At 73.7% G+C, this 19,727-nt stretch carries 18 protein-coding genes and 2 pseudogenes; 12 read left to right on the forward strand and 8 right to left on the reverse strand.

Annotated features, from left to right (window positions below; all coding sequences use genetic code 11):
• Positions 1-179: 179 nt before the first annotated feature.
• Entirely contained in the window at positions 180-1,031 is an 852-nt protein-coding gene (locus OG989_RS10450) for a helix-turn-helix transcriptional regulator (RefSeq protein WP_327030389.1), read from the reverse strand.
• A gap of 104 nt (positions 1,032-1,135) precedes the next feature.
• Here OG989_RS10450 and OG989_RS10455 point away from each other — a divergent pair, with 104 nt between their 5' ends.
• The 6 genes from OG989_RS10455 to OG989_RS10480 are packed head-to-tail and all read left to right on the forward strand — an operon-like array spanning position 1,136 to position 6,740.
• Positions 1,136-2,137: an ABC transporter substrate-binding protein gene (locus OG989_RS10455; protein ID WP_327030390.1), complete on the forward strand. Its 1,002-nt coding sequence runs from the start codon at positions 1,136-1,138 to the stop codon at positions 2,135-2,137.
• Positions 2,134-2,949 carry a siderophore-interacting protein gene (locus OG989_RS10460; RefSeq protein ID WP_327030391.1) on the forward strand — a complete coding sequence of 272 codons (816 nt, stop codon included), beginning with the start codon at positions 2,134-2,136 and terminating at the stop codon, positions 2,947-2,949. The genes OG989_RS10455 and OG989_RS10460 overlap by 4 nt, the downstream gene beginning before the upstream one ends.
• Positions 2,939-3,928 carry a FecCD family ABC transporter permease gene (locus tag OG989_RS10465; RefSeq protein ID WP_327030392.1) on the forward strand — a complete coding sequence of 330 codons (990 nt, stop codon included), beginning with the start codon at positions 2,939-2,941 and terminating at the stop codon, positions 3,926-3,928. The genes OG989_RS10460 and OG989_RS10465 overlap by 11 nt, the downstream gene beginning before the upstream one ends.
• Positions 3,925-4,944, forward strand: a complete 1,020-nt coding sequence (locus tag OG989_RS10470) for a FecCD family ABC transporter permease (RefSeq protein ID WP_327030393.1) — start codon at positions 3,925-3,927, stop codon at positions 4,942-4,944. Before OG989_RS10465 ends, OG989_RS10470 begins: the two co-directional genes overlap by 4 nt.
• Positions 4,941-5,717 carry an ABC transporter ATP-binding protein gene (locus tag OG989_RS10475; protein ID WP_327030394.1) on the forward strand — a complete coding sequence of 259 codons (777 nt, stop codon included), beginning with the start codon at positions 4,941-4,943 and terminating at the stop codon, positions 5,715-5,717. Before OG989_RS10470 ends, OG989_RS10475 begins: the two co-directional genes overlap by 4 nt.
• 45 nt (positions 5,718-5,762) lie before the next feature.
• Positions 5,763-6,740, forward strand: a complete 978-nt coding sequence (locus OG989_RS10480) for a zinc-binding dehydrogenase (protein WP_327030395.1) — start codon at positions 5,763-5,765, stop codon at positions 6,738-6,740.
• 9 nt (positions 6,741-6,749) lie between these two features.
• Here the strand turns inward: OG989_RS10480 and OG989_RS10485 are convergent, their stop codons facing one another.
• The 3 genes and pseudogenes from OG989_RS10485 to OG989_RS10495 all read right to left on the reverse strand — a co-directional run.
• Positions 6,750-7,412, reverse strand: a complete 663-nt coding sequence (locus OG989_RS10485; protein WP_225852290.1) for a class I SAM-dependent DNA methyltransferase — start codon at positions 7,410-7,412, stop codon at positions 6,750-6,752.
• A gap of 247 nt (positions 7,413-7,659) precedes the next feature.
• Positions 7,660-8,259 carry a ClpP family protease gene (locus tag OG989_RS10490; RefSeq protein WP_151455529.1) on the reverse strand — a complete coding sequence of 200 codons (600 nt, stop codon included), beginning with the start codon at positions 8,257-8,259 and terminating at the stop codon, positions 7,660-7,662.
• A gap of 319 nt (positions 8,260-8,578) precedes the next feature.
• Positions 8,579-8,911 (reverse strand): annotated as a pseudogene (locus OG989_RS10495) (helix-turn-helix domain-containing protein); the annotation flags it as partial.
• 207 nt (positions 8,912-9,118) lie between these two features.
• Here OG989_RS10495 and OG989_RS10500 point away from each other — a divergent pair.
• Positions 9,119-10,132, forward strand: a complete 1,014-nt coding sequence (locus OG989_RS10500) for a potassium channel family protein (RefSeq protein WP_151455527.1) — start codon at positions 9,119-9,121, stop codon at positions 10,130-10,132.
• A 530-nt stretch (positions 10,133-10,662) separates the two neighbouring features.
• Here the strand turns inward: OG989_RS10500 and OG989_RS10505 are convergent.
• The 3 genes from OG989_RS10505 to OG989_RS10515 form a co-directional block, all read right to left on the reverse strand.
• A complete protein-coding gene (locus OG989_RS10505) occupies positions 10,663-11,697 on the reverse strand; it encodes a 2-oxoacid:ferredoxin oxidoreductase subunit beta (RefSeq protein ID WP_151455526.1) in 1,035 nt (344 codons plus the stop codon).
• Positions 11,690-13,537 carry a 2-oxoacid:acceptor oxidoreductase subunit alpha gene (locus tag OG989_RS10510; protein WP_151455525.1) on the reverse strand — a complete coding sequence of 616 codons (1,848 nt, stop codon included), beginning with the start codon at positions 13,535-13,537 and terminating at the stop codon, positions 11,690-11,692. Before OG989_RS10510 ends, OG989_RS10505 begins: the two co-directional genes overlap by 8 nt.
• 313 nt (positions 13,538-13,850) lie before the next feature.
• Positions 13,851-15,260 (reverse strand): hypothetical protein, encoded by a 1,410-nt coding sequence (locus OG989_RS10515; protein WP_327030397.1) that lies wholly within the window; start codon positions 15,258-15,260, stop codon positions 13,851-13,853.
• Positions 15,261-15,391: 131 nt separating this feature from the next.
• Here OG989_RS10515 and ndhC point away from each other — a divergent pair, with 131 nt between their 5' ends.
• Positions 15,392-15,769 carry an NADH-quinone oxidoreductase subunit A gene (gene ndhC / locus OG989_RS10520; RefSeq protein ID WP_121396759.1) on the forward strand — a complete coding sequence of 126 codons (378 nt, stop codon included), beginning with the start codon at positions 15,392-15,394 and terminating at the stop codon, positions 15,767-15,769.
• Between the two features lie 69 nt (positions 15,770-15,838).
• Here ndhC and folP read toward each other — a convergent pair whose 3' ends face one another.
• Entirely contained in the window at positions 15,839-16,708 is an 870-nt protein-coding gene (folP, locus tag OG989_RS10525; protein ID WP_327030398.1) for a dihydropteroate synthase, read from the reverse strand.
• Positions 16,709-16,909: 201 nt separating this feature from the next.
• On the opposite strand from folP, the pseudogene OG989_RS10530 reads away from it, so the two are divergent.
• From OG989_RS10530 to OG989_RS10545, 4 genes and pseudogenes are all read left to right on the forward strand, one after another.
• Positions 16,910-17,272, forward strand: a pseudogene (locus tag OG989_RS10530) (DivIVA domain-containing protein); the annotation flags it as partial.
• A gap of 539 nt (positions 17,273-17,811) precedes the next feature.
• The gene (locus OG989_RS10535; protein WP_132231660.1) at positions 17,812-18,309 is read left to right on the forward strand and encodes an SRPBCC family protein; all 498 of its coding nucleotides are present in this window, start codon (positions 17,812-17,814) and stop codon (positions 18,307-18,309) included.
• A 190-nt stretch (positions 18,310-18,499) separates the two neighbouring features.
• Positions 18,500-19,081, forward strand: a complete 582-nt coding sequence (locus OG989_RS10540; RefSeq protein ID WP_151454727.1) for a DNA-3-methyladenine glycosylase I — start codon at positions 18,500-18,502, stop codon at positions 19,079-19,081.
• Positions 19,082-19,094: 13 nt separating this feature from the next.
• On the forward strand, positions 19,095-19,718 hold the full coding sequence (locus OG989_RS10545; RefSeq protein ID WP_151454726.1) for a hypothetical protein: 624 nt from the start codon (positions 19,095-19,097) through the stop codon (positions 19,716-19,718).
• Positions 19,719-19,727 lie beyond the last annotated feature (9 nt).

Here is a 19,727-nt window from a genome sequence, read left to right on the forward strand (position 1 = left end):
GTAGTCCTTCCGATTGTCCGGGGAATCCGGATTACGGACTGTGACCTTAGTCTAAAGGTCGTCCCGGGGGACCGAATCCCGGACGGACCGGAACCGCGTCTCGCCCGGGTGTCTTCTGGTACCCGGATCGGGGTCCGACCCAACCTTTCCGGGGGGTGTCTTCGGCGTGGGAACGTCAGCTACGGGCGGGAGGCCCCTCCGGGCTCGTCGGCGGTGTGCCTCATCGCGGCGGCGCGGCCCGGCGTGTAGCCGTACTCCCGGGCGAAGGCGGCGATGAAGGCGGACGGGCTGGCGTAGCCGATGCGGTGGGCGACCTCCCCGACGGGCCGGGTCTCCAGCAGCGCCAGCGAGGCACGCAGGCGCAGCTTCGTCCGCCACTGCGAGTACGACATGCCGAACTCGCGGGTGAAGTCGCGTTGCAGGGTCTTGACGCTGACGTGCAGGCGTTCGGCCCACTCGGCGAGGCCGGTGGTGTCACCGGGGTCGTGTGCCAGCGCCATGGCGACCGTCACCGCGACGCCGGGCCGGCCGGCCTGCCGGTCGTCGGCCGGGTGGGACGGGACGCCGATGCCGGCCATGATGCGGCCGCGGGCCTCGGGGGCGTCCCGCTCGTCGTACCCGGGGTCGGTGAGCGCGAGGACGAGCCGTGCCGCCTCGGCGTCGATGGCGGCGACGCCGGCCCGCAGCCCGTCGAGGGCGGCGGGCACCTCGCGCAGGCAGATCCGGTAGACGGTCTGCCGGTCCGCCGCCTGCACCTCGTGGGTCACCGCCCGGTGGGCCCAGAACACCTCGTCGGGGCCGATGAAGCTGGTGTGCCGGCCGTGCCGGGCGGAGAGCAGGCCGTCGGGCGACCAGTAGAGCTGGTGCAGGAAGTCCTGCCGGTTCTCGCCGAACGCCAGGCGGGTCACCGAGCGGTATCTCAGGACGAGGATGCCGTCGGGTTGGCCGAGGCCGTAGCCGAACTCCTCGCAGCTGACGGGATCCGCCGCGAGGGACTCCGTGACGGTGACGCTCTGACCTCTCCCCGACATGGGTTGACCTCTCGTCGACATCCCGGAACCTTTGGTAAGGCTAGCCTAAGCTTTGCAGCCCAGCGGGGCTGCCACCCCCTTGCAGCCCCTCGAAGGATCAGTAGATGTCCGTACGACAGCACTGGCGTCTGGCCGCCGCCGCCCTGGCGCTCGCCGTGGTCACCGGTTGCGGCTCCGACGGCGCCGAATCCGCCGCGACGTCCGACGGCTCCGCCGGGACCCGCGTCTTCTCCGCCGACAACGGCGAGATCACCATCCCGGTCGACCCTGAGCGCGTCGTCGCCACCGGATACGCGGTGCCGGTCCTCATCGAGGCGGACGCCGCCCTGGTGGGGATCTCCACCTGGAAGCGCGGCCTGGCGATGATGACCGCGCAGGACCGGGCCACCTACGACCGGCTGCCCAAGGTGGCCGGCGAGGCGGCCGCCGAGACCAACTACGAGGCCATCGCCGCCGCCAAGCCGGACCTCATCGTGATCGGCGTGCCGAAGCCCGTCCTCGGCGACATCGACATGAAGCGGCTCGAGAGCATCGCGCCCGTCGTGGCGATCGGCCCGACGGTCCCCGACGCCTGGCGCGAGCTGTCCCGCCGCCAGTCCGACGCCGCCGGGCGCACCACGCACTTCCAGGCGGCCAAGGACGCGTACGAGAAGAAGGCGGGGGAGCTGAAGGCCAAGTACGGCGACGCCCTCGCCAGCCTCAAGTTCGGGCACGTCGGCGCGTACGGCGACATCTCCAAGGGCACGTTCCACCGCGAGTTCGCCAAGTCGTGGGGCACCAACATCGCCCAGGACGTGGGCGTGACCTACTACGGCGAGGTCAAGGAGAAGGGCGGGGGCGGGCTCGAAGTCACCGAGTACCCGGCGATCGAGGAACTGCCGGAGAGCCTCGGCGCGGCCGACGCGATCACGTACACGCTCCAGCCCGACGGCACCCCCGCCGAGGCGGTGAAGCAGGTGCTCGACTCCGCACTGTGGAAGAACCTGCCCGCGGTCAAGGCCGGCCGGGTGTTCCCGTTGCAGTACACGGAGGCGGCGACGTACGAGTCTGCCCTCAGGACCCTCGACTCCGTCGACAAGGCGTTCGCGCCGCTGCTCGCGTCATGACCGCCGACCGCCACGATCCGGCCGGCCGGGTCGCCGCCCACCACCGCGCCGGCAGCGGTACGGCCCGGATCGGCTACCCGATCGGGGTGCGCGGCGTCCGGGTCGTCGCCCGGCGGCAGCTGACCCCGCGCATGCTGCGGCTGACCCTCGGCGGCCCGGCCCTCGCCGACTTCCACACCTACCAGGCGGACGACCACGTCAAGATCGTCTTCCCCGACCCGGACGGCACCCGCCGCGACCCCGTCCCGGACGGCCGGGGCATGCTCGACTGGCCACGCCCGCTGCCGACCACCCGCAAGTACACGGTGCGCCGGTACGACCCCGCCACCAACGAACTCGACCTGGACTTCGTGCTGCACGACGGCGGCGTCGCCTCGACGTGGGCGGCCACGGCGGCCGTGGGCGACGAGGTGACGATCGCGGGCCCGCCCGGAGCGAAGGCGTTCCCGCACACCTACGACCACTACGTCCTCGCCGTCGACGCCACCGCCCTGCCGGCCGTCGCGCGGTGGCTGGAGGAAGCGCCGGCCGACGTGTCGGCGCACCTGGTGGCCGAGGTCGACGACGCCGCCGAACGGGGCTACCCGCTGGCGCCGCGCGACCGGGTGGCCGTGACGTGGCTGGTACGCGAGGGCACCGGGTCGACGCTGGCGGAGGAGGTGCGGTCGCTGCGCCTGCCGGCCGGGCGTACGTTCCTCTTCGCGGCCGGCGAGGCGACCGACATCAGGCCCCTGCGCGCCTGGAGCCGGGACCGCCTGGACTCGCTGATCACCGGGTACTGGAAACGCGGGATCGCCGGGCTTGAAGACTGACCTGCCCCGACGGGCGACGCTCCTGCTCGTGTCCGCCGCGCTGCTCGTCGTCGCGGCGGGCACGAGCATGGCCGTGGGGGCGCGCCCCGTCGCGCCGGCCGAGGTGTGGCGGGCGCTCACCGACTTCGCGGGCACCACCGACCACCTCGTCGTACGCGACATCCGGCTGCCCCGCACGATCCTCGGCGTCTGCGTCGGCGCCGCCCTCGGCGCGGCCGGCGTGCTGATCCAGACCCTGACCCGCAACCCGCTGGCCGAGCCCGGGATCCTCGGCGTGACCGCCGGGGCCGGTTTCGCGATCAACCTGGGTGTCCTGGCGGGCGTCGCCGGGTCACAGGCCGGTCAGCTCGGCCTCGCGGTGGCCGGTGCCGTCGCCGCGGCGGTCGCGGTCCACGCCGTCGGGCGCTCCTCGCCGCTGCGGCTGGTCCTCGCCGGCGTCGCGCTGAGCTGGGTCCTGATGGGCGTCTCGCTCGGCCTGCGGCTGACCTTCCCCGACGTCTTCGACCGGTACCGGTTCTGGTCGGTGGGGGCGATGGCCGGCACCGAGCAGACCCCGTTGGTCCTGCCCGTGCTTGTGACCGTGGCCGGCCTGGTCGCCGCGATGGTCGCGGCCCGGCCGTTGAACGCGCTGGCGCTCGGCGAGCACGTCGCCCACGCGCTCGGCGCCCACGTGACGCGGATCAGGGTCACCGTCCTGGTGCTCGTCACGCTGCTCACCGGAGTCGCCACGGCCGTCGCCGGGCCGATCGCGTTCGTCGGCCTCATGGTGCCGCACCTGGCGCGGCGGCTCGCCGTCGACTCGATTCCCTGGATCATGGCGTACTCGATGCTGCTCGGCCCGTTCCTGCTGCTCGCCGCCGACGTCGGGTCGCGGATCCTGCTGCCCACGGGCGAGGTGCCGGTGTCGATCGTCACGGCGTTCCTGGGCGGCCCGGTGCTGATCTGGGCCGTCCGTCGCTACGGCACGGCGGCGCTGTGAGCACGCTGACGCTGCGGGCTGGGCCGGTGATGGTCGAGGTCGAACGGCGTACCGCCGTCGTGACGTCGGCGCTCGTCGCGGTCGCCGCAGCCCTCGCCCTGCTGGGGCTCTGCCAGGGGCAGGACTGGGCCAGCCCGGCGGAGGTGCTCACCGCACTGACCCGGGGCGGCGAGTCCGCCTTCGTGATCCGGGAGTGGCGGCTGCCCCGGGTGGCCGCGGCGCTGGTCTTCGGCGCCTCCCTCGGGCTCGCCGGGGCGGTCTTCCAGAACCTGACCCGCAACGCGCTGGGCAGCCCGGACGTCATCGGCCTCGACGCGGGCGCGTACACCGGGGCGCTGGTGGCGATCACGGTGCTGAACGGCACCGCCGGGCAGCTCGCGGCGGGCTCGGTGGCCGGCGGACTGCTGGCCGCCGCGGTCATCTACGTGCTGTCGCTGGACTCCGGGCTCAGCGGCCTCCGGCTGATCGTCGTCGGAATCGCCGTCAACGCGATGCTGACGGCGCTCAACTCCTGGATCGTCCTGCGGGCCGAGATCGACGTGGCGCTCGCCGCGACCGGGTGGAGCGCCGGCTCGCTCAACGGCGTCGACTGGGCCGAGGTCCGTCTCCCGTTCGCCGTCATCGGGCTGTTCGTGCTGCTGCTCGTCGTGATCTCCCACGCCATGCACCAGGCGGCGCTGGGCGACCAGGTCGCCCGCACCACCGGCGTACGCCTGGGCCGGCTCCGGCTGCTGATGGTCCTGGCCGGCGTCGGCTGCACCGCGACCGTGACCGCGATCGCCGGGCCGGTGGTGTTCATCGCCCTCGCCGCGCCCCAGATCGGTCGGCGGCTCGTGCGGGCCGCCGGGGTGCCCCTGGTGCCGGCGGCGCTGACCGGCGGGGTGCTGCTGCTGGCCGCCGACCTCGTCGCGCAGGTGCTGCTGGCGCCGGTCGCGCTGCCGGTCGGCGTGGTCACGACGGCCATCGGCGGCTGCTATCTCATCTGGCTGCTCGGCATGGAGGTGAAACGACGGTGACCAGCCGCCTGACCGCGGAGGACGTCACGCTCGGCTACGGCGAGCGGGTGGTGTCGACGCGGGTGAGCCTGGCCGTGCCGGACGGCACGTTCACGGCAATTGTCGGGCCCAACGCGTGCGGGAAGTCGACGTTGCTGAAGGCGTTCGTCCGGCTGCTCACGCCCTCGTCGGGCACGATCCGCCTCGACGGCCGGGACGTCGCCGAGCACCGGCCGAAGCGGTTCGCGCGTCAGGTCGGCTTCCTGCCCCAGGGCCTCGTCGCCCCGGAGGACATCGTCGTCCGGCGGCTCGTCGCCCGGGGCCGGTACCCGCACCAGTCCCTGCTCGCCACCGGGTCGGCCGCCGACGAGGAGGCCGTCCGGTCGGCCATGGCGGTGGCCGGCGTCACGGACCTCGCCGAGCGGCCCGTCGAGGAGCTCTCCGGGGGCCAGCGGCAACGGGTCTGGATCGCGATGGTGCTGGCCCAGGAGACGCCGTACCTGCTGCTCGACGAGCCCACCACCTTCCTCGACATCACCCACCAGTACGAGCTGCTGGCGCTCTTCGCGCGGCTGCGCGACGAGGGGCGCACGATCGTCGCCGTCCTGCACGACATCAACCAGGCGTGCCGGTTCGCCGACCACATCGTGGCGATGAAGGACGGCCGGGTCGTCGCGCAGGGGCCGCCGGCCGACGTGGTGGACGCCGCCCTCATGCGCGAGGTGTTCGGCCTGCCGAGCCTGGTGATGCCGAACCCGGCGACGGGGACCCCGATGGTGGTGCCGACCGTCTGACTCCGGGGTTGACCTGAAGCGGGATTGAGGTTGTCGGATGGGGACATGCGTGCCATTCGGCTTCACGAGTTCGGTCCCCCCGGAAACCTGGTGCTCGACGACCTGCCCGACCTGACACCCGGCCCCGGCCAGGTCCGGATCGCGGTGTCGGCCAGCGGCGTGCACCTGCTCGACACGACCCTGCGCCGGGGCGAGGCCGGCGGCCCGCTCCCGCTGCCCGACCTGCCCACCATCCCCGGCCGGGAGGTCGCCGGCGTCGTCGACGAGCTGGGCGAGGGCGTGGACGGGGCGTGGCGCGGGCGGCGGGTCGTCGCGCACCTGGGCATGGTGCCGGGCGGGTACGCCGAGCAGGCGGTCACCGACGTCGGCTCCCTGTACGCCGTACCGCCGGGGCTGACCGACGCTGAGGCGGTGGCCGCGGTCGGCACGGGCCGTACGACACTCGGGATCTTCGGCCTGGAGCCGCCGACGGCGGACGACGTCGTCTTCGTGCCGTCGGCGGCCGGCGGGGTCGGCTGGCTGCTGGCGCAGGCCGCGCGGACGACCGGCGCCACCGTGGTGGCGGCGGCGCGCGGCGCCGACCGGACGGCGAAGCTGCGCGAGCTGGGCGCGGACCTCGTGGTGGACTACGGCCAGCCGGACTGGGTCGGGACGGTGCGGGACCGGGTCGGCGGCCTGAGCCTGGTGTACGACGGGGTGGGCGGCGCGGTGGGCCGGGCCGCCCTGGAGCTGACGCGGCCGGGCGGCCGGTTCATGATGTTCGGCTGGTCGGCCGGCGAGGCGACCCGGATCGACACCGGCGACGTCATCGGTCGGGGCCTGACCGTGGGCTGGCTGGGTCAGCGGCTTCGCGCCCTGCCCGGCGGCATCCCGGCGCTGGCCGCCCGGTCGCTGGAGCTGGCCGGGCAGGGCTGGTGGCGACCGCTGGTCTCGACCTACCCGCTGGCCGACGCCGCCACCGCGCACGCCGACCTGGAGGGACGCCGGGCGCTCGGCAAGGTGGTGCTCACCGTCGCACGCTGACCCGGCGCCTCAGCCGGCCGGCCGGCGGGCCACCAGGTACGCCTGCGGCGTGCGCTCCGGCTGGCTCCCGAAGGCCTCGGGCTCGCGCACCAGCCGGACGCGGACGTCCAGCCCCGCGTCGGTCAGCAGCTCGGCGACCCGGTCCGGTCGGCGGCGCCGGAATTCCAGCGAGACCGGGTGGCCGAGCGCCTCGGTCAGGTGCAGCGGCTCGTCGCCGACCTGGAACGCCAGGACCAGGTGACCGCCGGGCGTCAACGTCCGGTGGAAGTCCGCGAAGGTGGCCGGGAGCAGGTCGTCCGGGACGTGGATGGTCGAGTACCAGGCCACGACGCCGCTGAGGGAGGCGTCGGGCAGCCCCAGATCGGGCATCGCGCCCACGTCGAAGCGCAGGTCGGGGTGGACCCGGCGGGCGACCTCGACCATCCGCGGGGAGAGGTCGATGCCGAACGCGTCGAGCCCGAGCCCGTGCAGGTACCCGGTGAGCCGGCCGGGGCCGCAGCCGACGTCGGCGACGGGCCCGTTCCCGGCGGCGCGCACGAGGTCGGCGAAGGCGGTGAGGACCGCCCGCTCCCACGGGTTGGCGACCAGCTCGTCCTGGAACCGCTCGGCGTAGTCGACGGCCAGGGCGTCGTAGGACGATCGGGTGTCATGCGGGTGCTCGGATTCGATCACGCCCAGGCACGCTACCGGTCCTGCGCGCCGAACGGCGAACACCTGCGCTACGCGGCGTAGGCAGACGTAACGAGATTCGTGCACAAGACGCTGCGCCGGCAGTCCGCGCGGATTCCCACTGGCGGGAATAGGCTCCGTCGTATCGGCGGCCAGCACGGCGATGGCCATCGCGTACCGGAGGTCGGACGCGGATCGAGGGGGCGCGTCCGGCGCCGGTGTCGCTGCCTCCCGTCGCGGCCCGGCTCCGTCAGCTCCCCGGGAGTTGCTCGGCCCTCGTGACCACCCGGTCGATCAGGCCGTACTCGCGGGCCTGCTCGGCGGTGAACCACCGGTCGCGGTCCCAGTCCCGCTGGATCTCCTCCAGGCTGCGCCCGCTGTGCCGGGCGATCAGCTCCTGCATTGTCTGCTTCACGTGCAGCATGTTCTCCGCCTGGATCGTGATGTCCGCGGCGGTGCCGCCCATCCCGCCGGACGGCTGGTGCATCATGATCCGTGAGTGGGGCAGCGCGTAACGCTTGCCGGCCGTGCCCGCGCAGAGCAGGAACTGCCCCATCGAGCCGGCGAAGCCGAGCGCCACCGTCGCCACGTCGTTGCGGACGAACCGCATCGTGTCGTAGACGGCCATGCCCGCGCTGACCGAGCCACCCGGCGAGTTGATGTAGAGCACGATGTCCCGCTCCGGATCCTCGGCGGCGAGCAGCAGCATCTGGGCGCAGATCTGGTTCGCCGAGGCGTCGGTGACCTCGGTGCCGAGGAAGATGATGCGCTCCTTCAGCAGCCGGTCGAACACCTGGTCGCCGAAGGACGGCTGCCCACCGTCAAACATCCGTACGTCGAGACCGATCATCGCGTCCGCCCTTCCGGCACTGCCGGCGGGCGACCGGAGGGGCGCCCGGGGGACCGGCACCTCCAGCCTGCGTGGAACGTGACGCGCGGGGCCAGCCATTCTGCCGGCGGCAGATCAGCCGACGGCAGATCAGCCGACGGCAGAACCGGCCGGCCTAGACGACGGTCAACGTCCGCGTGCCCGCCCGTGTCCGCCCGCAGCCCAGCGCGACGCGGGTACGCGGACCGGAGCGCCCGCCCACGGCGGAGGTGGGCCGCCCGACCCGCAGGGTCGTGCCGCCCGAACGCGGAGCCAGGTGGAGCAGGGGGCCGCCGGCCCGGGGAGCGACCCGCACGGCCGGGGCGGCGGCGTCGGGCCGGCCGACCTCCGCCCGCTCCAGCCGGGCCAGGCCGGCCCGGGGTGCGGACGGGATGCGCGGCTCGACCCGACGCAGGTCGTCGCGCGCCTCCTCCAACAGGTCGGACAGGTGGATGCCGAGCGCCCGGCAGATCGCCGCGAGCACCTCCGAGGAGGCCTCCTTGCGACCGCGTTCGACCTCGGAAAGGTAGGGCACCGACACTCCGGCGGCCTCGGCCACCTCGCGCAGCGTGCGGCCCTGCCGCAGCCGGAGCCGGCGCAGCACCCCGCCGATCACTCGTCGCAGCAACGACATGCGGGCCTCACTCTCGGGCTCGTCGTCCGGGACACCCCCATCATGCCCCCTGTCGGGCGCGCGGGTCGTCCCGTCGTGCCGCGCGTCGTGGGGTGAGCCGTGGGGTGAGCCGGGGTGACCCGGGTCGACGACCCCGCCGTGCGAGATCCGCGCTGGCCGCTATGTTGTGGTCGTGCAGGCGACGACAGGGCCGGGACAGGCCCTCACGTGATCCACTTTCCGGCCCAGCGACGGGGCCCCCTGAGCGCGCTGAGTCTCCGACTGGCCGCCGCCATCGGCCTGGTCTTCGCCACCGTCGCCGTGGTCTACCTCGACCGGGACGGCTACCGCGACGTCAACGAGGACGCGCTGACCCTCCTCGACTGCTTCTACTACGCGGTGGTCACCCTCTCGACCACCGGCTACGGGGACATCACCCCGGTCAGCCAGACGGCCCGGCTGATCAACGTCGTCTACATCACGCCCGCCCGGGTGATCTTCCTGATCATCCTGGTCGGCACCACCCTGGAAGTGCTGACCGAGCAGTACCGCACCGGGCGTCGCCTGTCGCGGTGGAGGAGAGCCGTGAAGGACCACGTCATCATCTGCGGCTACGGGACGAAGGGCCGCAGCGCGGTCTCCGCCCTGATGGAGAACGGGCTCGACAAGTCCCGGATCGTGGTGGTGGAACGCAGCGGTCCGGCGCTGCGGCAGGCCACCTCGGCCGGCCTGGTGGCGATCGAGGGCTCGGCGACCCGCTCGTCGGTGCTCAACGAGGCGCACGTACGCAACGCCAAGGCGGTGATCATCGCGACCGACAGCGACGACGCCTCGGTCCTGGTGGCGTTGACCGTACGGCAGCTCACCGCCGGGCAGGTGCGGATCATCGCCGCCGCCCGGGAGGCGGAGAACGCCCCGCTGCTCAAGCAGAGCGGCGCCCACCACGTGATCGTCTCCTCGGCCACCGCCGGCCGGCTGCTGGGCCTGTCCACCTCGGCCCCGCCGCTGATCGACGTGGTGGAGGACCTGCTCACCCCCGGCCAGGGCATGGCGCTGGCGATGCGCTCCGCCGAGCGCTCCGAGGTGGGCCGGTCGCCCCGCGAGCTGGAATCGCTGGTCATCGCCCTGGTTCGGCGGGGCAAGGTGGTCACCCTGGCCGACAAGGCCGGCGCGGTCATCGAGACCGGCGACATGCTGGTGCACGTACGCGACGACCGCCCGCACGCGACAGCCGCCCCCTGATCCGTGGTCGCCCTTGATCGGTCGGGCGTTGGTGGCGGGCCGCGGACGTCCGATCCGTGGGTCCGAGCCGGCACCGCTCTTCGCATGGTCAACGGACCCGTCTGTGGTCACGTTCGGTAACAACTCGTCATCCGAGCGCCACTGCAGTCCGTGCCCTTTGCTCTGCATCCATATACGCGCCAGCTACCCTGAGTGCCTGGTGCGTATGCGGCTGCAGAGCAAAGGGCCCACAAGGTCGGGGCGACCCGTCAGCGCGACTTTCAATGAATTCGCTGTTCACAGGGCTGCCAACCTCATTGGCGGCAGTTAGGGCTCGTTTCAAAGCCGACGTCGCTGTCACTGAACGTAGTGAATCGCGAGGAGGCGAGTCCTGTCACTCAACGTGACGCGGCGATGCGGCCCAGGCTCTCGGGTTCCGGCAACCGCGAGAAGGGTCCGCCACCGGTCGGTGGCGGACCCTTCTCGCGGTTCTGGCCCCTTGGGCGGCCAGCCTCCCCGACTTCTCGCTCAGGGGCGGCCGGCCGCGCCGGTCAGAGGATGGTCCAGGTGTCCCCGCTGGCGAGGAGTCCGGCGAGCTGCTGCTCCGGGGTCTCGGTGACCTTCGCCTTCGCCTCGGCGAGCTGCTCCTGCACCACGCTGTCGTACGACGGCCGGTCCACCGAGCGGAACACGCCGATCGGGGTGTTCCGCAGGTCCAGGCCGGGCAGGCGGGAGAGCGCGAAGGCGTACGCCGGGTCGGTGACCGTCGCGTCGTGCACGACGATCTCACCCGGGCTGACCGACGCGGTCTCCCGGACCTCCAGGCCGAACCCGCCGGGCGGGTGCACGACGCAGAACTGCCCGTCCTTGCCGAACGTGATCGGCTGCCCGTGCTCCAGCCGGATCAGGAAGTCGTCGCGGGTGGCCGGCTCCTTGAGCTGGTCGAACGCGCCGTCGTTGAAGATGTTGCAGTTCTGGTAGATCTCCACGAACGCCGAGCCCTGGTGCTCCGCCGCCGCCCGCAGCACCGACTGGAGGTGCTTGCGGTCCGAGTCGATGGTGCGGCCGACGAAGGTGGCCTCGGCCCCGAGGGCGAGCGACAGCGGGTTGAACGGCGCGTCGGCCGAGCCGGCCGGGGTCGACTTCGTGACCTTCCCGACCTCGGAGGTCGGCGAGTACTGCCCCTTCGTCAGGCCGTAGATCCGGTTGTTGAACAGCAGGATCTTCAGGTTGACGTTGCGGCGCAGCGCGTGGATCAGGTGGTTGCCGCCGATGGAGAGGGCGTCGCCGTCGCCGGTCACCACCCAGACCGACAGGTCGGGCCGGGAGACCGACAGGCCGGTGGCGATCGCCGGGGCGCGGCCGTGGATCGAGTGCATCCCGTAGGTGTTCATGTAGTACGGGAAGCGGGAGGAACAGCCAATGCCGGAGACGAACACGGTCCGCTCGCGGGGGATGTTCAGTTCCGGCATGAACTGCTGGATCGCGGCGAGGATCGCGTAGTCGCCGCAGCCGGGGCACCAGCGCACCTCCTGGTCGGACTTGAAGTCCTTGGCGGTGAGCTTGAGGGCGACGGGCTCAGACATTCTTCAGGACCTCTTCCAGCATCGTCTCCAGCTCGACGGCCGTGAACGGCAGGCCGCGGACCTGGTTGTAGCCGATCGCGTCGACCAGGTACTTCGCCCGGATCACATGGGCGAGCTGGCCGAGGTTCATCTCGGGGATGACCACGCGGTCGTAGGAGCGCAGCACCGTGCCGAGGTTGGCCGGCATCGGGGCGAGGTGCCGCAGGTGCGCCTGCGCGATGGCGTGGCCGCGCTGGCGCAGGCCCCGGCACGCCGCGCCGATCGGCCCGTACGTGGAGCCCCAGCCGAGGACCAGCACCCGGGCGTCGCCATCCGGGTCCTCGACCTCGACGTCCGGCACCGGGATCGTCTCGATCCGGGCCGCCCGGGTGCGCACCATGAAGTCGTGGTTCGCCGGGTCGTACGAGATGTCGCCGGTCTTGTCGGCCTTCTCCAGGCCGCCGATGCGGTGCTCCAGCCCGGCGGTGCCCGGGATGGCCCACGGCCGGGCCAGGGTCTCCGGGTCGCGCAGGTACGGCAGGAACGTGGTGCCGTCGTCGCCGTTGGGCTTCGTGGCGAACTCGACCCGCAGGTCGGGCAGCGACTCGACGTCGGGCAGCAGCCACGGCTCGGAGCCGTTGGCGACGTAGTTGTCGGACAGCAGGATGACCGGCGTGCGGTAGGTCAGCGCGATCCGGGCCGCCTCGATGGCCGCGTGGAAGCAGTCCGACGGCGACTTCGGCGCGATCACCGCGACCGGCGCCTCGCCGTGACGGCCGTAGAGCGCCATGTTGAGGTCGGCCTGCTCGGTCTTGGTGGGCATGCCCGTGGAGGGACCGGCCCGCTGCACGTCGACGATGACCAGCGGCAGCTCCAGCGCCACCGCGAGGGAGATCGTCTCGCTCTTGAGCGCGACGCCCGGGCCGCTGGTGGTGGTGACGCCGAGCGAGCCGCCGTACGACGCGCCCAACGCCGCGCCGACCGCGGCGATCTCGTCCTCGGCCTGCATGGTGAGCACGCCGAAGCGCTTGTGCTTGCTCAGCTCGTGCAGGATGTCCGAGGCCGGGGTGATCGGGTAGGCGCCCAGGAAGACCGGCAGCCCGGAGCGGACGCCGGCGGCCACCAGGCCGAGCGACAGGGCCGCGTTGCCGGTGATGTTGCGGTAGGTGCCCGGCCGCATCTTCGCCGGCTTGACCTCGTAGCGGACCGCGAAGTCCTCGGTGGTCTCGCCGAAGTTCCAGCCGGCCCGGAACGCCGCGACGTTCGCCGCGACCAGCTCGGGGCGGGCGGCGAACTTGCGCTCCAGGAAGCGCAGCGTCGACTCGTACGGCCGGTTGTACATCCAGGAGAGCAGGCCGAGGGCGAACATGTTCTTGGCCCGTTCGGCGTCCTTCTTGGACACGGCAAGCTCGGCGAGCGCGCCCACCGTCATCGAGGTCAGCGCCACCGGGTGCACGACGTAGCCGGCGAGGGAGTCGTCCTCGAGCGGGTTCGACTGGTAGCCGACCTTGGCCAGGTTGCGCTTGGTGAACTCGTCGGTGTTGACGATGATGTCCGCGCCCCGCGGCAGGTCGGCGAGGTTCGCCTTGAGCGCCGCCGGGTTCATCGCCACCAGCACGTTCGGCGAGTCGCCGGGGGTCAGGATGTCGTAGTCGGCGAAGTGCACCTGGAAGCTCGACACGCCCGGCAGGGTGCCGGCGGGAGCCCGGATCTCCGCCGGGAAGTTCGGCAACGTGGAGATGTCGTTGCCGAGCTGCGCGGTCTCCGAGGTGAACCGGTCGCCGGTGAGCTGCATGCCGTCGCCGGAGTCACCGGCAAACCGGATCACCACCCGGTCCAGTTGACGGATCTGCTTGGTCACGCCTGCACCTCGCTTCGCTGGGCGCGGTCGCGCGGGCGGCTGAACATGATGGTGACCTCGCCTTGCCCGGCCACGTGACCTCCTTGACGCACCGCTGCACCAGACCCGCCGAGGCGGGCCCGGTCCGCTGTAGTTACCTCACCTGAGAGCCTACGTCGAATCGCGGCCCCAACCTTCTCGGAGGCCGCCCTGTGGGATGCGATCCAGCGAGATTCCACCCCGATTTGAGGTGTTTCCGTCCGCCCGCCGTAATCCAGATCACCGGTCGCGGGGTGGGCGGGACGCAGACCCGGTCGGACCAGGGCCGCCCGGGTCACTCGGTCGGTGCCGTGGACGGTCCACCCGCCGGGGCGGTCGTCCGCCGCCGCAGGGACGTGGTCGCCAGCGTGAGGGCGAACACCACCAGCAGCGTCGAGACCACGATCAGCAGGATCGCCGTCCGCCGTACCGAGCCACCTCCGCCGTCGCCGCTGACGGCCGCGGCGTCGGCGGCGAGAACGCCCTGCGACCCGGTCGGCGCGGGCGGCGAGGCCACCGGGGTCGCCAGCGCGGCGGCGGCGGTGATCCGGAAGCTCATCTGCACCTGCCGGGCCCGGCCGCTGCGCGGGTCGAGCTGGCCGAGCACCGCGCCGGCCAGCGGGGCCTGCCGCTGCGCCTCGGGGGTCGCGGAGACCGGCAGCCGCAGCTGTACGGTCCGGCCGGCGGCGAGAGTGCCGAGCTCGCAGCGCGTACGGGAGGGGTCGACCGTGGTGCAGCCGGACGGGGGCGTCGGCACGGTCACCCCGGCCGGCAGGACCACCTCGATCCGGCCCTCGGCGTCCACCTTCCCGGTGTTGCCCAGGCGCACGTCGAGCCCGCTCGACCCGCCACTGATGTCGAAGGAGACCGCGTCGGCGTCCAGCCTGATCCCCGGCACCGGCGGGCCGGGCGGGAAGAGCACGGCGAACCCCTCGTCGTCGCCGACCGGGCCGGGCACGCCGGGGGCGGTCGCGGTGACCCGGACGGAGCCGCTGAGCGGCATCCGCTTCCAGGCGTCGCCGTCGACGCGTACCCGGAGCAGGGTGCTGAACCGGGCGCCGGGCGCGCTGGCCCACTCCCCGCAGCGGCGCTCCCCGCCGCCGACCGGGGCGCAGCCCGCGGTGCCGGCGTCGGACAGCCCGGCCGGCAGCGTGTAGGACAGCCCGATCCGGGTGGGCGTGGCGCCCGTGTTCGTGATGGTCACCCGGAGCGTGGTCACCGTGCTCGGCGCGTTCCAGTACGCGGCGGTCAGGGTGATGTCGTCGGTCGTGACGCTGACCCCGGCCAGGGGCGCCGGCGGGGTGGTGGCGGGCGCGGAGGGCCGGACCGGCGGCACCGACGGCGCCGGGGGCGGTGCGGCGGTGGTCGGTGCGGCGGTGGTCGGCGCCGGCTGCTCCGGGGCTGTCGTCGTCGGGGCCGGCTCGGTCGTCGGGGCCGGTGGCGTGGTCTCCGGCGGCGGCGCCGTGGTCGAGGGCGCCTCGGTGGGCACCGGCCCCGTGTCCGTCGGATCCGCCGTGGGCGTGTCCCCGCCCGGCTCGCCGGCCGGCTCGGTCGCGGTGGAGGCGGCCCGGGCGCCGGTCGGTGCGGCGGTCGCCCAGCCGGGCACCGCGGCGACGGTCAGCCCGACCGCGAGGCCGATCGCCAACAGGGGCACGACGCGTCGGTCACGCGCCCGCCGGCCGGGCCGTACGTCCACGCGAGCCATCTGTCCTCCGGTGACGATGAGTGAGATCCCAATATTCGGCAATTGTTGCCAGAGGGCACTAGTCCCGCCGGGAAACGAATCCGTAACGGGTTCGACCCGGGCCGCGACGAGGAGCGGTAGGCTCAGCGACCGTGACCGGTTACCTGGGCTCGTACGCGACGCTCGGGCTGCTGCTGCTCGCCAGCGTCCTCTTCTTCGTTACGGCGTTCTCGGCCAACCGGGTGTTACGTCCTGCCCGTCCGGCGGATCCCTTCGGCAAGCGCACCAGCTACGAGTGCGGCCTCGACCCCGTCGGCGCCGACTGGGCGCAGATGCAGATCCGTTACTACGTGTACGCGTACCTCTACGTGTTGTTCGCCGTGGAGTCGGTGTTCCTCTTCCCCTGGGCGGTCGTCTTCGACCGGCCAGGGTTCGGCATGGTCACGGTCGTGGAGATGGCGGTCTTCGTCGCGGTGCTGGCGCTCGGCATCCTCTACGCCTGGCGCAAGAACATCCTGCGCTGGTCCTGACCTCGGCCTCGGTCAGCCCCTCACCACCCTGTTCCGCCACGGGCGGCCGCCGCTCCCGCACGGCGACGGTCAGGCGAGCCCGCGCCGGGTCAGCGTCGGCGGACGGTCGCCCCGGATCGAGGCGACCATGTCGAGCACCCGCCGGGTGGGGCGCACCTGGTGCGCGCGGAACACCCGGGCGCCCAGCCAGGCCGAGACCGCCGTGGCCGCGAGCGTTCCCTCCAGCCGTTCGGCCACCGGCAGGTCCAGCGTCTCGCCGATGAAGTCCTTGTTCGACAGGGCCACCAGCAGCGGCCAGCCGGTGCCGGAGAGCTCGCCGAGCCGGCGGGTGATCTCCAAGGAGTGGCGGGTGTTCTTGCCGAAGTCGTGCGCCGGGTCGATCAGGATCCCGTCGGCGCGTACGCCCAACGCGACCGCGCGTTCGGCGAGCCCGGTCACCGTCGTGAGCACGTCGGCGACCACGTCGGCGAAGGCCGCGCGGTGCGGGCGGGTCCGGGGCGCCAGGCCGCCGGCGTGCGAGCAGACCAGTCCGGCGCCCGTCTGCGCCGCCACCTGGGCCAGGGCCGGGTCGGCGCCGGACCAGGTGTCGTTGAGCAGGTCGGCGCCCGCCGCCACCGCCTCCACCGCCACCTCGGCCCGCCAGGTGTCGATCGAGATCACCACGTCGGGGAAGGCGGCCCGGACGGCGGCGATGGTCGCCACCGTGCGACGGATCTCCTCGGCCACGTCGACCTCGGCGCCGGGACCGGCCTTGACCCCGCCGATGTCGATGATCTCGGCGCCCTCCTCGATCGCCCGCTCCACGGCGCGCAGCGCGCTGTCCTGCGCGAAGGTCGCCCCCTGGTCGAAGAACGAGTCCGGCGTGCGGTTGACGATCGCCATCACCACCAGCTCGTCCGGGCCGAACGTGCGCCCACCGAGCCGAAGCGCCCCGGCCATGCCGCCTCCTGAAGGTCCACCGCCGACCCGTCCCCGCCGTCGGCCGATGACGACGCTAGCCGGTCCGCCCGGGTCGGGCCCCGCCGGTCCGCCGTCGCCGCCTCCCGTACGGGTGCGTCGGGCGGGGGGTCTTCGGCACGGATCCGGGGCGCGGCGGGTGGCGGGGTCGCTCCCGGCGGTTCGACGTGCCACGATCTGTGCATGGGTCAGGTTCTGCTCCTGCTGGTCGTGGCGTTGACCGTCGCGGCGGTCGTGTTCGGGGTGACGGTGCTGGTCTCCGGCCGGGATCCCGGCCTGGTGCCGGCCGAGCCGGACGGACGGTCCGTGCCGCTGCCGGCGTCCCGCCCGCTCGCCGAGTCCGACGTGGGCGAGGTCCGGTTCGACACGGCGCCGCGGGGCTACCGCATGGCCCAGGTCGACCACGCGTTGCGCCGGGCGGCCTACGACATCGGCTACAAGTCCGAGCTGATCGGCGTGCTGGAGGCGGAGGTCGCCGCGCTGCGCGAGGGGCGGACGGCGGATGCCGACGCCCTGCGCCGGGCGCGGGAGCAGGCGGCCGGGGCCGCCGCCGCCGCCGAGCCGTCGCCGGAGGCCCGGGGGACGGTGCCGGTCGGGGCCGACCGGGCGGACGCACCGGGGGGCACCGACGTGGTCGTCGCGCCGATCCCCGCGTTCGCGGGCCCGACCGTCGCGTCGGCGGCGAAGGACGCGACGCCGGCCGGCTCCGCAGCCGCCAGGCACTCCGGCGACGCCGCCTTTGCCCGGCCCGGCGCCGACCGCGCCGCGGACCGGACCGGCGAGGACGACGCCGACACCGCCGCCGACACCCCCGTGGACCGGACGGGGGCGGGCGACACCGCCGTGGACCGGTCCGACGCGGGCGACGCGGCCGTGGACCGGCCCGGCGTGGGCGACGCCGCCGTGGACCGGCCTGACGCGGGCGACGCGGTCGTGGACCGGCCTGACGCGAGCGACGCCGCCGTGGATCGGCCCGGCGCGGGCGACGCCGCACCGCACCGCACCGACGCGGGCGACGGCACGACGCGGCCGGCGGGTGACGCGACCAGCCCCGGCCCGGTGGTCGGGTCGGGGTCGGAGTCGAAGTGACCGGTCCGGAACCCGGCGACGACCTGCGCGACGTGGCGCAGCCCGGCGCGGGCGAGGTCACGGCCACGGTGATCGTCGACGCGCCGGCGGAGCGGGTCTTCGCGGCGCTGACCGCCTGGGAGCGGCAGTCGGACTGGATCCCCTTCACCACCGTCCGGGTGGTCGAGGGCGACGGCGGCGAGGGCAGCCTGGTCGAGGCGGTCACGGCGCTCGGCCCCGCCGTGCTGCGTGACGAGATGCGGGTGGTCCGGGTGGACGCGCCCTACGAGGTGGGCGTGGTGCACTGCGGGAAGCTGCTGCGCGGCCCCGGCGTGCTCCGCTGCACGCCGCTGGAGCGGAACCGCACCCAGGTGGTCTGGCACGAGTGGTTCCACCTGCCCGGCGGGCCGGCGGGCCGGGTGGCCTGGCCGGTGCTCTGGCCCGGGTCGAAGTTCAGCCTCAGCCAGGCGCTGAAGAAGTTCGGTCGGCTGGTGGAGCAGGGCCGGCTCCCCTGACCGGGGCGGCCGGGGATCGTGCCCCGTCGGGCGACTTGGCGTGATCGACTCGATGTCGCCGACATCGGGGTGTCGGCGTGACCGGGACGCCCCGATGTCGGCGAACCCGGGCGGACCGGTCCCGGCGGCCGGGGCGCGGCGCGGGGCCGCAGGGCGCGGGCCCGTCGGGGCCGTGCCCTAGCGTGGACGCGTGACTGACCTGGTGATCGGCGCCGACGGGCTGCCGCGATGCGGCTGGGGGCACAGCACCCCCGACTACGCCGCCTACCACGACACCGAGTGGGGCCGGCCCCTGCGCGGCGACGACGCGCTCTACGAGCGGCTCACGCTGGAGGCGTTCCAGTCGGGGCTGTCCTGGCTGACCATCCTGCGCAAACGTCCCGCGTTCCGGCTGGCCTTCGACGAGTTCCGGATCGAGACCGTGGCCGACTACGGCGACGCCGACGTCGCCCGGCTGCTCGCCGACGCCGGCATCGTCCGCAACCGGGCCAAGATCGAGGCGGCGATCGCCAACGCCCGGGCGGCGCTGGAGCTTCCGGAGGGGCTCTCCGCGCTGCTCTGGTCCTTCGCCCCGCCGCCCCGGCCGGCCCGACCCACGTCGTTCGCGGAGGTGCCGGCGTTGACCGCCGAGTCCACCGCGATGGCCAAGGCGCTCAAGAAGCGGGGCTTCCGCTTCGTCGGCCCGACCACGGCCTACGCGCTGATGCAGGCCACCGGGATGGTCGACGACCACCTTGCGGGCTGCCACGTCGTGGCGGCACGGGCGGCGTGATGGGATGGAGGCCATGACGACCGACACCGCGCACCGGGTGGACGGGGCGCGCCCCGCCGACGGCACGGGCGCCTGGGCGGTGCTGCTGCCCACCGGGCGCTACGAGGCCGAGCGGCTCGTCCACCACGACACGCTCGAGTTGACCGGCCTGGCCGACGCCGCCCGACCCCGCCCCGGCGACCGGGTGGCCGTGCTGGTCGACGCGCCGCCCCGGCTGGTGGCGCTGGGCCGGGTCACCGGGGCCGGCGGCGAGGAGCGGGAGGACCCGGACGACCCGCAGTCCGAGCGGGTCGAGGCGCCGCTGGTGGTGGCGTACACCCGGCGGGCCTTCGACGAGCCGGCGCCGGCCGACGCGCTGGCGCTCGACGGGCCGGTGACCGCGCTGGACCCGGCGGCCTTCCGGGCCCTGGCCGACCGGCTCGGCCCGCCGCCGCAGCGGCGCTCCTGGCTGGTCAGCCTGGACCTGCCGATCGAGGCCGCGTCACCCGCCGAGGCGGTCCGCCTGTTCTGGGCCTACGTGCAGGAGCTGGGCCCCCGCGAGCTGCCGGCCTTCGTCTCGCCCTCCGGCGACGAGCTGGCCATGCAGGCGTTCGTGCTCGGCGCGGAGGCCAACCAGGATCCGGAGGAGGACGACTGACCCGACCGT

It is taken from the genome of Micromonospora sp. NBC_01740 (assembly GCF_035920365.1).
GTDB lineage: Bacteria > Actinomycetota > Actinomycetes > Mycobacteriales > Micromonosporaceae > Micromonospora > Micromonospora reichwaldensis.